Source organism: Diaphorobacter nitroreducens (genome assembly GCF_002214645.1).
Classification (GTDB): domain Bacteria; phylum Pseudomonadota; class Gammaproteobacteria; order Burkholderiales; family Burkholderiaceae_C; genus Diaphorobacter; species Diaphorobacter nitroreducens.
Window position 1 is genome coordinate 1804131 of the sequence record NZ_CP016278.1, and the last position, 13076, is coordinate 1817206.

Genomic DNA, 13076 nt, shown 5'->3' on the forward strand with positions numbered 1-13076 from the left:
GCCCTTCGGCATCCAGGGCCGAGGGGACAGGGGGCTGATCGGCAAGTCACGCCTGCCGTCGGTGCCTCTGCTGCTGGATCAGCGCCGCGTAGCGGGCGCCAACCGCCTCGCCATCCAGGCAGTCGGCGGCTATGCCCACGGCTTCGACGACGCGCTGGCGCACGGACGCGAGGTGCCGCGCCTCGGCCGGTGTCGGCATGCACACCGGCCAGCCGGCTTCGTAGAGAAGGTGAGCGGGAATCTCCGCTTCGGCGGCCTGCCGCTGCATGGCCCGCTCCTTGGCTTCGGCGAGCGCGGCAAGCGTTGGCGCGTCGAGCAGGCTGGGCGCGACATCGCCCAGCCAACGCTTGCTCTGGAACGAGAACGTCGAACGGATTTCCAACTCCACGATCTCGCGGTAGATCGCCGCGTTGTCGTCACAACGGGTCGCTGCCAACAGGTCTGCCTGCGATGCCAGCACGCAAAACGCGCAGGACACCCGGCTGCTGCCGTAGATACGGTAGGCCGCATGCAGAATGTCCCCCCGAGAGCGGATGTAGTCGAGCACGTCACTGCGCGGCCAGTGGATCAACGGGTTCCAGGTCAGCCCGATGCCACGCGCGCGGGTCAATCGCTCGTCACGCTTGGCCGCTGGCGTGCGGGCGCGCGCCGTGCTTTCCTCGCGCCGGATGCCCACTGCCGAAATCACCGCCCCGGTCGGGTGGCGTGCCCGGATGGCGCGAGCGATCACAGACGATTTCAACTCACTGGTGCAGAAGCGTTGGGAGGCTGAACTCCAGGGCATGATGAGCTTCACGCACGACAAGGCGGCGTAGCGTCCGACGTTGGCCTCCCAACGCGCCAGCCAGCGATCCATCATGTCGCCCGCTGCGCGACGCACGACCATCAACTCCCAGCCCAGGCGTTCGGCAAGCCGCTCGCAGACCGCGAGGGAATCGCGCCACTCGATGCGCCCCAGGTCGCTGTGGATCAGCGCCCGGCTCCCCGCGTGGCCGTTGGTGTCGAGGTGGGCCTGAATCCTGTAGGCCAATGCCTGACTGTCCTTGCCGCCGCTGATACCGACATAGACCGGTGCATGGCCCATCAGGGCGATGTCGATCTGCGGATCGTGTGCGACGGCAAAGCGCTCGCATGCTGCCGTGCTGACGGTCAATGACGCCGGGGACACCGCTGGCGCGAGCCAGGGCAGTTCGATCTGTTCCACGATGGACCTCCTGTCCATCAAGGCTACGGACGCCATCGTGGAATCAAGGTCAGCCCCTTGGCGTCCCGACCCGGCCTTGCCGCCTTCAACTTCTCCTGGGACACCCTCCGTTCGAATCATGCGAGGGGCTGATACGGGGGCGCGGACGCCAAGGCGATGTCGTCAGCGCGCGTCGCGTGGCACACTTTCCGGAACGAATCACTCTGGGAGGCGCGACAACGGCATGAGCAAAGGCATCAAGATGCGTGCGGCGCAGGATCGCCACGGGCACCGCTACACGGTCGAGGAACTGCAACGCACGACGGACGGGGGCGGTACCGCACCGGAACTTCGTTGCGACGATCCGTCATGTGGCTGTGATGTCCGGTTTGTCCCTCGCTACCAACAGAACAGAGCCAATCGCATCGAGCCTGTCGATGTCCCAGCTTACATTGGTCTGACCCGTGGATCCGAACATTCCGCCGGATGCCGATACGACGCATCGGGCCGCCTGAAGATCATCGCTGCCCAGTCCGACCCCGAATTCGTCCGTGCGCTTGAGGATGGCAAGCGGGAGCTGCGGCTGCTCGCGCTGCACAACGGACTGCGCAAGTCCGGTCTGTCCGGCCATGCGCCGGAAACCGACCCCGTCGCCTCAAGCGCGAGCCAGCCGAAAACGTCCACCGAGGTGGCGCTCTCGGATAAGAAGCTCGACAGCTATCTGCGCACCACGGCCGACCTCGTGGCCCTGCGGGCGATGTGCGAAACCGATACGCTACTCGCCTCGGAACTGGTACTGCGCCTGGGCACCCAGCGCATCCCATGGAAGCAGTTCTTCTTCGAGCATGAGCGCTTCGATGAGGCCTGGGAGACGGTCGCCAAAGGCGGCGACAACCCCTATCCCATCGCCTTGAGCGTTACCGTGCGTTCCATCCATCGCCCCCCTGTTGGCGCCAAGTACAAAAGTAGCTTTCTCAATGGTCACGCGCTCTATCGGAAGACGGATGATCCCCTCCGGATCCAGTCGTTCGAGATCAGCGTCGCGCACGTCGACGGCGCCTGGCTGAACAGCTTCGCGCCCGAGACAGAGCTCGTCCTGTTCGGTCTCTGGAAAGCCGACGGCCCCATCGAGCGAACGGCTCCTGACAAGCGCGAGCGCACGCGGACCATCACCTACGTGACCTACAAGCTCACGCTCATGCCGAAGTTCAAGAAGCAGGCGGTGAGCGTCTCCTGACGCGCACGCACTTCTATCCAGGAAAAGACTCTGCCATGGCACCCGCCCCACCCGCCGCTGTCTCAACGGCTTGCGCCATGCTATGGCAACTTGCTTCTCCGGCACCGGGGGATCTGTTCAAGGCACCGGCGTTCGCCCAATTGCGGCATGCGTGCGAGAGCCACTACGACAACGCCGGATGGGATCAGTCCCTGAACTTCGCGCTCTACTACGCCCTGCGCTCCCTCGGTCTGCCCTGCCTCGGCGACGCCTCGCTTGCTGCCCCCTCCTCGGAAGCAGCAGCCCAGTCGATTCATCAAGCCTTCCAAGCCAAGACCATCACCTGGATCCATCTCTGTCCGTTGAACCTGGCCAGCCCTCTGCCGCCACTGAAGTTCGGACCAGCCGAGCTTCGCAAGTTCAGCAAGGAAGAGCTCGGCCCGTTGTTCGGCTGGGACCGGCTACTGCGCCACTACCCGTCCACGCTCCCCAGCCTGGGCGACCTTGCGCAGTTTCAGTGGCTGGTCGTCCATGAAACCCGCACGGCCGAACCAACTGCCGCAGCCCGTGCTTTACCTGCCCTGGAACACCTTCTGTCCGCCCCCGATCCCGCGCGCATCGACCCCCACGCCAGCCGACTGCCAGCCGCCGTGGAGCGCGCCTTGTTCTTCCTGCTTATCGCCCCTTGGGAGGATTGGTCGGACATGCCGGGCATCGACTGGCGCGGCTTCACAGTCCCATGGGTCTACTCGCGCTGCGATGATCTCTTCGTTCAGCCGCCTCTTCCCCCATCGGCCCGAAGCCTGAGTTGGGAGCCCAAGTTCGCCGTCGACCGGTATGGCGAGGAAGTCGAATGGGAGGCCCCTGTGGAACTGCCTTTGCGCGACGAAGCATCAGACCTGCCCAGCATCCTGTCTGATACCGCATGGGCATTGCTGCAGCAAGCCCTGCCTTCGCCGCTATTCGAAACGCCGGTCGTGCACTTTCTGGTGCGCGCCTATCTCAGTGATGGTATCGATGAATTCTTGGCACACCTCACGCTGCTCGAGGCGGCGCTGGGAACGGTACGGGATCACCAGCCGAAGCCCAAGACCGATCCGCACAAGTCGCTCAAGGCGACATCACGGATGGCCGCGCGCGTAAGCGCTCTACTCGGGTCATCCAGCGATGGCGCGACCTATCGCCATCTGTTCGACCTGCGCAGCGCCTTCATTCACGGCCGGCCACTGCAACCCATCTCCGTGGAAGAACGAATCGCAGCACGAAAGCTCGCACGCCGCGTCGTTCAGGAACTGGTTTTCGCGACCACCTCTTCACAGCCGATCAGTTCGCGGGATGCCTTTCTGGATTCCCTTCTCGACAAGGGAATTGCCATCATTTGAGGGTGACCCAATATCGCGGAAACTTGCGATTTCAGGAATTGCCTGAGAGAGACACCTCCGGCGCGCCTACCGCCACCCGCAGACCGTCTTGCCGCATGTCAATGACGAAGAAAATGACCGTGGTATCGACCCCGTTTCTGCGATAGGCGGCCCTGACTGCACCGGGCCTGGCACCATCTGCACGTATCGCCGATTGGCCCAGATAGGTTGTGCCAGGTGGTGGCAGCTTTGCCACCTCTTCGACTGCGGTACGCATTTCAGAGGCGTCCTTGCGATTGCTGTAGGTGACATGGAAGAGGATGTCGGCCCAAGAGTAGCCAAAAAGCTTGTGGAGATGTTCCGCAAGCCGTTCGTCATTCGGCCTCGACGCTTTCAGCGCCTCGAAAACGGTGATGTCTACGCCTCGGCGACGGATCACGAAGTCACGCCGTCCGGCATTGCCCTTCTCCGTGTAGCCGCCCGGTGACTGCTCGTGCGCCTGCCAACCCAAACTTCCTCCGAGTCGCGCCTCGACCAACTCGGCGACGATGCCATTGAAGTCGTCTTCATCGAATTCCGTATGCCTGTCGAGCTTGAGGAATGACAGCGTTCGCTGAAAAGCGGCGAGCGCGTCCTGAAAGGCTGCCGTCAGCAGCTTCTCCAATGCCAGGGGTGGCCCCATCAGAACTTCTGCCTGCTCCGAAGCGGGGAGCTCCATGAATGAACGCATGGCTGCGCGCAACTGGACCGCCGTCTCCTGTTTGGAAAGCACGAGAGGAGGCGCGCCAAAGCCGGCCGAATGATCGATGTGGCTCTCGGCCCCGACGAGCAGCGATGCGTCGCCGTAGCGCTCCCTGCCTGACCGAATCAGCGCACGGGCACGATCCGGCTCGCCAAGCCTCGCGCTGGCCACCGCCTCGAATGCCGTGCTCTCGGCGGTGCGCTCCGCAGGCGCAAGTTCCTTGAGGCGATTCATGGCCTCCCTGGGGCGCCCAACGGCCAGCAGCATGGCTGCGCAATTTGGCACATGGATGGCGCGGGACATGTCGCTGAGTCCCTGGACGGAAGGAATGGCCCGGTCAGCCCCATCGATTGCGAGGCGGGCCATCTCAGCATCCTCCCCGACCACGATACGAAACAGGTTCTCCCCAAGGAGTTTGGCCATACGCGCGGCGAGCAGGTTGATCGCGTATGCAGGCAACGGGTGCTGCCGATACAGGCTGTGAAAAATCCCTGCAGCTTTCAAGGCTTCGGGTGGCTCGTTCTTGAGGCACACCAGCGCTCGGAAGAAATCGAGTGTTCTCTGCGCCTCGGCCTGGTGTTCCGGCCGCAAACCGTCTGGAATCTTGGCTGATGCAACCGCATCAAACGTGCCGCTCAGGTAGTGGATCTGCAATTGCTGATTCAGGGTCTGCACGGCCAACGCGGGAAGATTTCTTCCACGTTGCGTTTCTTCAGCCTCTCGCAGGTACGCACTGGCAAGCTCAGGAAGCCCTGCATCCAGAAGCGCCTGCCCCCGCTCCGACGCTTGTGTGACGAACGCGGCACGGCTGGCTTCGTCGGGGGTCAACACCTGCAACCGGGCAACAATGCGCTCGCGGTACACCGCCGGCACACGGGGCAGCAACAAGGCCAGTATCAGAGGATCCTCGACCAGCAGGAGCGCCTTTACGAGGCGCTCTTGTTGAGCAGGGACCTCCAGCCGATTCACGGCCTCGATCAAATCTGACTCCAGGCGCGGCCCTTGCCGACCTCGGACCTGGTTGTCCAGTTGGAATGTGAAGGCGTCGACCCGGTCCTTGTCCGGGCGATTACTCGCCCCAGCCTGGATCGCCAAAGCCAATGCCTCGACGAGTTCGCCAGGTACGCTTTCGGGGTAGCCCACCACCGCACGGCTCAGCATCCGGATCTGCTCACGCATGGACAAACCCAGACCTACGACATCGTCCGGTTGACACGCCAGTTCGGCTTGCAAGTCGAGGGGATAGAAGATACTGGGTTGGAGATGGCCGTGATCCATTGCCAGCCGGGCCAGCACGGCCGCGCCCGTGACGTCTACCCATCGCGTGTCGGCCCGTTCCTTCGCCTGGAATGCCTGTCGGTAGGCAGAAGCTACCATTTCCGCTTCTGTAGGAGGCAACGACTCACCCACCACGGCAACAGCCTTCAGCATGATTGCAAACTCCTGGGAGGTGGCCTTGGGACTTGCCATTTCTATGAGTGACTGGCGAACCTGCCGCTTGATGTCCACGGGCAGTCCACGCAGGTGGTCTAGGCCAATGGGTAGCAAAGGCACGCCATCATTCCCCCCGCAATCGTGCTCCTGCATCACGATCAGCAAGCGCGCGGATTCAGCCGGAGCTACGTCGCCCTGAACAAGGTGATACCGGAGAACCTCCAGGCAGTCCGCCAACAATGACGCTTGCACCGAGTCGGCAGCCTCATTGCGATAGTCCCGGTCGATCTGGAACTGCACATGCCATGTAGCGACCAGGTGGCAGACCAGGCCCGCTGCAGGTGGACAGAAAATGAGGTCGGAAAGTACCTGCGGCGCTTGCAAGCAACAGTCGATCAGCACGTCGCAAAGTTCAGGGTGGCAGGTCGCCAGCGCGACCAGTTCCTGCGCCATCTTGGAAGGGACCGGTCCAGCCTCGACATGCGCCAGCTCAAGCACCAGTACCCTCATGAGTGCACAGAGCGCATGCGCCTCATAGAGGTCGGTTCCGTAGTGAGAGCGCGTACGAGCGAGGACGCGCCCCAGCAGGTCAGGCTTCACTTTGATAGGTGCCAGATCTCGCATGTCCCCGGAGGCCCGCAGGCTTTCGGCAACGGACACATGGTCCCATGTGGGGAGATTGGCATTGCGTAGGGCTTGAAGTGATGCCTCCCTGAACCGCTGTGCATCCTGCTCAGACCAAACGGCAGAAGGAATCAGGGGGACCCAATCGAGCACTTCCCAACGCATCGCCCACGTTGCGAGATCGACTGGTGGCAGGTCATCCCAAAGTCGCGCCGCAATCCAGGCCGGCGTCTGGACGGGCGGCTTATGCGCCGATTCGGCCCCAGCAACAAGATAGTCTTCGAAGGATCCAGCACTGGCATGCGTCCCTGGCTGTGCGATGTGATATCTCACTTCGCTTAGCCAGTAGACAAAGGAGCGCAACGCCTCTGCATAGGACACATCGTGCAGATGGTAGTAGTCGCGCAACGCACCCGCGGGAACCACGCTCCCCTCAATGGTTCGAAACCATCCCCTCGCCAGCGCTTCGTCGTAGTCCGGCAATTCGGCACCCGCCCCAGGCTCTGACCGGATGCGCATGTACTCCTGCCGAGCCAGCGTTTCCTCAGCGTTTCTGGTCAACGAGGTATCCTGCAATAGCTGCAGCAAATCTGCATCACGGGGCGCTTCCAGATCTGATGACACCAAGCCGACGTGAGCGCGACGCCACGAAGGCAATGCGGCGAAGCGTGCGCGAAGCACGGCTCTTGCATGGAAGAACGAGTGGCGCAGGCTTGGGATTCGATTCATCTCATTTCTCACTGGCTTTGATATCTAGGCATCGCTCGAAAGCGTCGGAGGAAAGACTACCTCATTGGCATCGTGGTGGCGCACAACTGGGCAAGACACGATGTCAAGACTTCAGTTCTCGGCTCATGGCAGCGCCATGACCGCGATGCGATACGCAATGATCGTGTGGCGCGATGGTTGCGCCTGGCTGCACGTGGCGAGTCCTTGAGTCCATGCGCGAGTCGTTGGATGCTGTCAATACGCCTGCATCCAATCGATGGATGCTCTGGCTCTGGCCAGCGTCGCAGTCCGATACCTGCCTATTCGGGCACGCCCCGCGTGCCTGCCCATTCCTCTCGGGAACACCGTCCCCGAGGGGGCGCGTGTTCCCCTTTTTCATGGAGAACACCATGCCACGTGCTTGCAACACAGCATCCGCTGGGGCGTCCGGCCGGAAGCCCAACACCATCGACCTCGAAGCCCTGCTCGGCGACAACGATGCCCAACTCGTCTATGAGGGCCTGCATCGTCTGCGCGAACTCAAGATTGACGCGCTCAACGTGGTTCGAACCGAAGGCGTGCGCCCGAATGGGCGCGACTTCGAAGCCTGGGACTTCGGCATCCCCCAGATCGACCGGCTGCTGGCGCGCTTGGGCGCGGAGCCGGTGGACGAAGATGCCGATCACCCGGAGGGGGCCTGACATGCCTCACCCCGTCTTTCAGCACCTGCCCCTGTGGGCCAGGGTCGCTATTGAGCGCCTCGACGCCTGCAGCGAGTTCCGTACACAGCGCCAGCTCGACGAATTTCTGGACGCCTACGCGAAGACCTACGGCACCGAGGTCGATGAGACCACGCGCACGGCCGCCAGGCACATCTGCCAGCAGCGGTTCGGCGACACGTTCAAGGAACGGCCCCTCCCCGAGGACATTCCGCCCGGCACGCTTCGCCTGGTCAGACTCGCCCGCGAAGGCGCCTTGAGTTCCGGTGACCGGGTGGCGACGCGGCGGCTCGGCGAATGCGAGGTCGTGCGTATCCACACGCCCCATTCCATCGAAGTTCGCGCTGTCGTCTCGGGCGAACACTACCTGCTCAGTGGCCTGTCGTTCGGGGCTGACGCCCGCGTCATTTCGACAATGGACGCGCTCGGCCCCAGGATTCAGGACGCAACACCGGGAGAAGGCTCATGAACATGCTGCAATACGAGCGATGGAAAGCACTCAGCATTGGAGTGGCTCGCAGCTACGGGGCACTGACGCCGCGACGGCACAAGCTGCTGCTGGAGGAGGTGGAGAACTGCATCGACTGGGTGGTCTGCAACGGCCTCGATACCGTCGACGACTGGGACAGCTCGGTTCGCATCAACGAACGCCTCTACTACGAGTCCGCTGGCACCCGTGTCGACGACTACCTCTGGCAGCACCGCTACGAGTTCGAGCGGGAATACCGCAATGGCGAGGTCGAACTGATGCGGGGCCGCTTCGGTGACATGCTCAGCGCGTGCGTGCGCGCCGGCTTCGACATGGCGGTTGCGCCCAGCGCCGGCGTCATCGGCTTCACGGTGGGCAACCTGCGCGATGTGTTCGACGGGAACATCCCGGACTGGATCGCCGAGCGCTTCGCCGAAAACAGGGATGCACTGCTGGCAGCAGGGCGGGACGAAGGCGTGTGGCTGTGAGCACCGCCAACGCCATCGGTTGTTGCGGCTGGCGATGCGGACTCCGGTGTCGTTGAGTGTTAAGGTGGGAGGCTTTTGCCTCTCGCCTTCTTTCTCCGATGTCCGCGCAGTTCTACACCGTCCTCAATCTCTTCGCGTCGCCACGCGGGCACCTCGCCGAGATTTCCCGGACGCTGCGGCACGCTCCCGAGACCTGGGTCACCGAGTGGCTCTGGATCGAGCAGCGCCACGTCATGACCTTGCAGCCCCTCGCTGGCCATGCAGTGGGAGCCTTCGAAGAAGGCCTGCTGCTCCTCAATGAGGAAAACGCAGGAGAACTGCGCTGGTCGACCGGCCGGATCGATGAACTCGCCCGCGTCAGCGAATTGCCGCAAACCACCCGCAGCTTCCTCGAACTGCACCTCTCCTGATTCCGCCCTCCACGGGAAGCATCGGAGCCCCCGCCCCCACCCGATGTGACTACCCCCAGGCCATCCCCTGGCCGCGTCCCCACGCCATGCGCTTGCCCTTCGGTCCGACGGACTTCAGGACAGAAGCCCTGCCGACAGCGCCCGGACTACTGCCGAGATGCGGTTGCTGCACCCGAGTTTGAGCACGGCGTTGCGGGTGTGGAACTTCACCGTGTCCTCGCTGATGGCCAGGATCGACGCGATGTCCTCGGTCGTCTTGCCTTCGGCGGCCCATTTCAACACCTCGATTTCCCGGCGCGTCAGGGGCACCTTGGCCCGTTCCGTGTTCGCCACGTTGAGCACGCGGGTGAAGGCCTCGTGGGTCGCGGAAACGAGCCAGTTCAACTGCAACGCCTTGCTCTCGAGTCCCTTGCGACCCAGGACTTCACCAGAGCGCGCCAAGGTCAGGAGACTGCCGGCCCCGGTTCCGTCGAAGCGCGACTGTGCCCATCCCACGCGCAAACCCATGGCTTGGGCCTCGTCCCACAGGCAGGGGACATCCGCGAACAGTTCGTTGTCCCACAGCATGGGCAGTTGGGATCGGATGCCCCTCTTGATGGTCGGATCGCAGGCGAGATAGCCGGCCTCCTGGTAGCGCATGCGCCACTGCACGGGGTAGTTGTTGAGCAACTGGAAGTCGGGGCGGGTCAAGCTGCTCGGCGAGCGCAGCCCGAACGCGCACCACTCGAAGCCCAGGTCCTTTGCAGCGGCCTCCACGACCCCGAACACGGCGTCAGCGTCCATGGAACACCCCAGCGCGGTGGAAAGGTCGTGAGCCCATCGCTGCATGTCAGGTTTCCCCTTTCAGCCGAACCCGAACGATGCTCGGCAGCAGGTTTCGCAACCCCGGCATGCGCGAGAAAACGGGCAGCAGTTTGCCGGCCAGGCCGCGATAGAACCCGTACGGCAGGATGTCGATGTGCTCGACATGCGGCATCCACCGTCCCAACGTCGCCGCGATGTCCCGATGGCGGATTCCCCACGGCATGGGCGGCGCACGGTAATGCGCCGTCTTCTGGAAGCCGGCCAGCGTCTTGCGCGAGAACCACGGCGGAATCGTATCGAACATCAACTCGGCTCCGGGAAAGCGGGCATCAATGGCCGCCAGCAAGGTCTGAACCTGACGCTCCTCGAAGTACATCAACAAACCCTGGGCCGTCAGGAAGACGCCCTTCGTCGCATCCACCTCGTCCAGCCAGGATAGATCCAGTGCGCTGCACGCCACGTGCCGGCACCGCTCGCTTGGTGGCAGCAGGCGCTCCCGGACGGCGATCGTCTCCGGCACATCGACGCACAACCACTTTACCCGACCATCGTCGCAACGCTGAAACTGGGTTTCGAGACCGCACGCCAACTCGACGACCGTGCCGCCGGGATGGCCCGCGAGCCACGGCCGCAGCGCCGCGTCGAACATCCGTGAACGCAGGGCGTGAGAACCATCGGGCTTGCCGAAGCTGCGGGCGTAGTCGTAGTCGATGGCCCGATAGAGCCGCACCGCCTCGGGGTCACGCAACAAGGCATCTGGACGCATGGCCTCCTGGGCGCGGTTGTGCAAGGTCCACAGCAAGGTCTCCGGCACCCCGCTCAAACGAACGGCGGCCGGGACGGCAGGTTCTGCGGCCGGCAAGGTCGGCGTCATTTCAGACCGCCTCCTGGGCAGAGTCCAGGCGGACGGGCTCATCCTCTGCATGGCCACTGGCACGCGTCGTGGCGTAGGCTGCGAACCCCAGCGCCCGGAAGTACGCCGCTGGCGCCGAGAAGCCGCTGCGGGCCAGCACGGCCTTCAGTTCGGTTTCGTCGAGTGAGTGGAAATCGCTCTCGAACCCCTTGAGAACGGCATCGGCGGCCTCTTCGCTCAGCCCCAGCGTCATGCAGGCATGTTTGTGCGCCGGCCGCTCCCACCCATCGGCGGCGGCCATCAGGTCCGCCAACAACAACGGGGCACCCGGCTTCAATCGATGGGCGATGGCCTCGAAGAGGGCTTGCTTGCGGCCATCGTGCGGCACGAAGTGCGCGACCAGGATCATCAGCGCCGCGTCGTAGCCCTGCCCCACATCCAGCGCGTCCAGCGCCCCGACGTGCATCCGAACGCGCGCAGCGATCCCCGCCTCGACGAAGTTCTGCCGGGCCAGCGCAAGCATGTCGGCAGAAACATCCGTCGCGGTGAAGCGCCAATCGGGTCGTGCCTGCGCCAGGCGCAAAACCTCCTGGCCGGTACCGGCACCGACCACCAGCACGTTGGCAGGTCCAGGCAAGCGCTGAACCATCTGTGCCATCGTCAGCAGATGCAGCAACTCGTAGCCCGGCACGCGCCGAGGCATACGGGCACTTCTAGAAACCTCTCTCATCCGGAAGGCGCCTGAGACGGCATGATGGAGCGCATGATCACCCCACGCATCAAGCCCTCGGCCTTCTGGCGTCGCCAGCCCGGTGGCGACCTGTTTGTGCAGGACCAGCGCCAGGCCAAGCTGGGCGGCTTCATCGCCAATCTGGCGGCGATGGATGAGCTGATTGACTTCAGCGCCATTGCCGCCCAGGTCGATGTGGCGTGCCCGCGCGCTGATCGAAGCAAGGGCGGTCGCCCGCCGTACCCCACCGAAGTCATGGTGCGCCTGCTGTTCATCCAGTCGCTGTACAACCTCAGTGACGAAGACTGCGAGTACCAGGTGCTTGATCGCATGAGCTTCCAGCACTTTTGCCGTCTGGACGGTGCCCTGCACATCCCTGATGCACGCACGTTGTGGAGCTTCAAGCAGCGCTTGGCCCAAGGTAGCCTGGGCGGACGCGCCATCTTTGACGCAGTCAGCCTGCAGTTGCAGCAGCACGGCTACATCCCCCGCGGCGGACAGATCGTGGATGCCAGCATCGTGCAGGCCCCCGTCACCCAGACGAACAAGGACGAGCGCGAAGCGCTCAACGAAGGCCGCAAGCCTGAGGGCTGGAGTGCCAAGCGAATGCGGCACACCGACGGCGACGCGCGCTGGACCAAGAAGCACGGCAAGAGCTTCTACGGCTACAAGGTACATGCCAACGCCGATGCGCGCTACAAGCTAATTCGCCAGGCCAAGATCACTGCGGCCAATGTGGACGACGGGCAGACATTGAAGGATGTGCTGGACTGCGGCAACACGGGCGCGCGGGTGCTGGCCGACCGAGGCTACGACGCGCAGGCCAATCGCGAGTTGCTGCACACCAGCAAGTTGCGCGACGGCATTGCGCGGCGCGCCAAGCCGGGACAAGACAGGCGAGCCCGGCTGGACGGGCGCAACAAGGCGATCAACCGCATCCGAGCCCGGGGCGAGCATGTGTTCGCTGGGCTGGAGCAGCTTGGCGGCAAGTGCGTGCGGGCGCTGACACTGGCGCGCAATGAGCTGGCCATTCTGCTCAAGTGTGCGACGTACAACGCCAAGCGTCTTGTCTGGCTGGTCAGCCATGACCCCATGCCGAGAGCGCCATGAGGGCCGAGGTGCGCCCGCAGAGTCCCCAAATGGGGTTTTGCAGGGCGCCTGCGGCCACTGCGGGCCTTGTCACGTCCTGCCTGCGTCCTCAAAACCCTCTGACTTGGCACTTGTGGGTCACTTCGCGCCGGATCGCCGCGAAGAACGGGTTACGCGAAGTGCCCATACGGGCATCGTAGTCGGCCACGCCCGCGCCGTGGAAACGGGGATTGGTTGTTTCCGAAA

At 63.7% G+C, this 13076-nt stretch carries 12 protein-coding genes; 7 read left to right on the forward strand and 5 right to left on the reverse strand.

Annotated features, from left to right (window positions below):
* Nucleotides 1–46: 46 nt before the first annotated feature.
* Nucleotides 47–1204, reverse strand: a complete 1158-nt coding sequence (locus BA022_RS08555) for a phosphoadenosine phosphosulfate reductase family protein (RefSeq protein ID WP_088888563.1) — start codon at nucleotides 1202–1204, stop codon at nucleotides 47–49.
* Between the two features lie 223 nt (nucleotides 1205–1427).
* Here BA022_RS08555 and BA022_RS08560 point away from each other — a divergent pair, with 223 nt between their 5' ends.
* Both BA022_RS08560 and BA022_RS08565 read left to right on the forward strand, forming a co-directional pair.
* Nucleotides 1428–2420: a hypothetical protein gene (locus tag BA022_RS08560; protein ID WP_088887202.1), complete on the forward strand. Its 993-nt coding sequence runs from the start codon at nucleotides 1428–1430 to the stop codon at nucleotides 2418–2420.
* A 77-nt stretch (nucleotides 2421–2497) separates the two neighbouring features.
* The gene (locus tag BA022_RS08565; protein ID WP_088887203.1) at nucleotides 2498–3781 is read left to right on the forward strand and encodes a hypothetical protein; all 1284 of its coding nucleotides are present in this window, start codon (nucleotides 2498–2500) and stop codon (nucleotides 3779–3781) included.
* Nucleotides 3782–3812: 31 nt separating this feature from the next.
* On the opposite strand, the gene BA022_RS08570 is transcribed toward BA022_RS08565, so the two are convergent.
* The gene (locus BA022_RS08570; protein ID WP_148665156.1) at nucleotides 3813–7289 is read right to left on the reverse strand and encodes a hypothetical protein; all 3477 of its coding nucleotides are present in this window, start codon (nucleotides 7287–7289) and stop codon (nucleotides 3813–3815) included.
* A gap of 389 nt (nucleotides 7290–7678) precedes the next feature.
* Between BA022_RS08570 and BA022_RS08575 the strand changes: the two genes are divergently transcribed.
* The 4 genes from BA022_RS08575 to BA022_RS08590 all read left to right on the forward strand — a co-directional run bounded on the left by BA022_RS08575 (nucleotide 7679) and on the right by BA022_RS08590 (nucleotide 9354).
* Nucleotides 7679–7969 carry a hypothetical protein gene (locus BA022_RS08575; RefSeq protein ID WP_148665157.1) on the forward strand — a complete coding sequence of 97 codons (291 nt, stop codon included), beginning with the start codon at nucleotides 7679–7681 and terminating at the stop codon, nucleotides 7967–7969.
* A 1-nt stretch (nucleotide 7970) separates the two neighbouring features.
* Entirely contained in the window at nucleotides 7971–8456 is a 486-nt protein-coding gene (locus tag BA022_RS08580) for a hypothetical protein (RefSeq protein WP_088888564.1), read from the forward strand.
* Nucleotides 8453–8944, forward strand: coding sequence for a hypothetical protein (locus BA022_RS08585; RefSeq protein ID WP_088887206.1), 492 nt, complete (start codon nucleotides 8453–8455; stop codon nucleotides 8942–8944). Before BA022_RS08580 ends, BA022_RS08585 begins: the two co-directional genes overlap by 4 nt.
* Before the next feature lie 98 nt (nucleotides 8945–9042).
* On the forward strand, nucleotides 9043–9354 hold the full coding sequence (locus BA022_RS08590; protein WP_088887207.1) for a hypothetical protein: 312 nt from the start codon (nucleotides 9043–9045) through the stop codon (nucleotides 9352–9354).
* A 114-nt stretch (nucleotides 9355–9468) separates the two neighbouring features.
* Here BA022_RS08590 and BA022_RS08595 read toward each other — a convergent pair whose 3' ends face one another.
* Genes BA022_RS08595 through BA022_RS08605 form a run of 3 tightly spaced genes read right to left on the reverse strand, consistent with a single transcriptional unit; the run spans nucleotide 9469 to nucleotide 11714 of the window.
* Nucleotides 9469–10182: an autoinducer binding domain-containing protein gene (locus tag BA022_RS08595; RefSeq protein ID WP_187306034.1), complete on the reverse strand. Its 714-nt coding sequence runs from the start codon at nucleotides 10180–10182 to the stop codon at nucleotides 9469–9471.
* Between the two features lies 1 nt (nucleotide 10183).
* Nucleotides 10184–11032, reverse strand: coding sequence for a class I SAM-dependent methyltransferase (locus BA022_RS08600; protein WP_088887209.1), 849 nt, complete (start codon nucleotides 11030–11032; stop codon nucleotides 10184–10186).
* A gap of 1 nt (nucleotide 11033) precedes the next feature.
* Nucleotides 11034–11714: a class I SAM-dependent methyltransferase gene (locus tag BA022_RS08605; RefSeq protein WP_187306035.1), complete on the reverse strand. Its 681-nt coding sequence runs from the start codon at nucleotides 11712–11714 to the stop codon at nucleotides 11034–11036.
* 60 nt (nucleotides 11715–11774) lie between these two features.
* Between BA022_RS08605 and BA022_RS08610 the strand changes: the two genes are divergently transcribed.
* Nucleotides 11775–12851 carry an IS5 family transposase gene (locus BA022_RS08610; protein ID WP_228403757.1) on the forward strand — a complete coding sequence of 359 codons (1077 nt, stop codon included), beginning with the start codon at nucleotides 11775–11777 and terminating at the stop codon, nucleotides 12849–12851.
* Nucleotides 12852–13076: the final 225 nt, after the last annotated feature.

What these genes read in the sequence shown, in the direction of transcription:
- BA022_RS08560 (WP_088887202.1), top strand. Translation starts at nt 1,428, where the DNA reads ATGAGCAAAGGCATCAAGATGCGTGCGGCGCAGGATCGCCACGGGCAC.
- BA022_RS08565 (WP_088887203.1), top strand. Translation starts at nt 2,498, where the DNA reads ATGCTATGGCAACTTGCTTCTCCGGCACCGGGGGATCTGTTCAAGGCA.
- BA022_RS08570 (WP_148665156.1), bottom strand. Translation starts at nt 7,289, where the DNA reads ATGAATCGAATCCCAAGCCTGCGCCACTCGTTCTTCCATGCAAGAGCC.
- BA022_RS08575 (WP_148665157.1), top strand. Translation starts at nt 7,679, where the DNA reads ATGCCACGTGCTTGCAACACAGCATCCGCTGGGGCGTCCGGCCGGAAG.
- BA022_RS08580 (WP_088888564.1), top strand. Translation starts at nt 7,971, where the DNA reads ATGCCTCACCCCGTCTTTCAGCACCTGCCCCTGTGGGCCAGGGTCGCT.
- BA022_RS08585 (WP_088887206.1), top strand. Translation starts at nt 8,453, where the DNA reads ATGAACATGCTGCAATACGAGCGATGGAAAGCACTCAGCATTGGAGTG.
- BA022_RS08590 (WP_088887207.1), top strand. Translation starts at nt 9,043, where the DNA reads ATGTCCGCGCAGTTCTACACCGTCCTCAATCTCTTCGCGTCGCCACGC.
- BA022_RS08595 (WP_187306034.1), bottom strand. Translation starts at nt 10,182, where the DNA reads ATGCAGCGATGGGCTCACGACCTTTCCACCGCGCTGGGGTGTTCCATG.
- BA022_RS08600 (WP_088887209.1), bottom strand. Translation starts at nt 11,032, where the DNA reads ATGACGCCGACCTTGCCGGCCGCAGAACCTGCCGTCCCGGCCGCCGTT.
- BA022_RS08605 (WP_187306035.1), bottom strand. Translation starts at nt 11,714, where the DNA reads ATGCCTCGGCGCGTGCCGGGCTACGAGTTGCTGCATCTGCTGACGATG.
- BA022_RS08610 (WP_228403757.1), top strand. Translation starts at nt 11,775, where the DNA reads ATGATCACCCCACGCATCAAGCCCTCGGCCTTCTGGCGTCGCCAGCCC.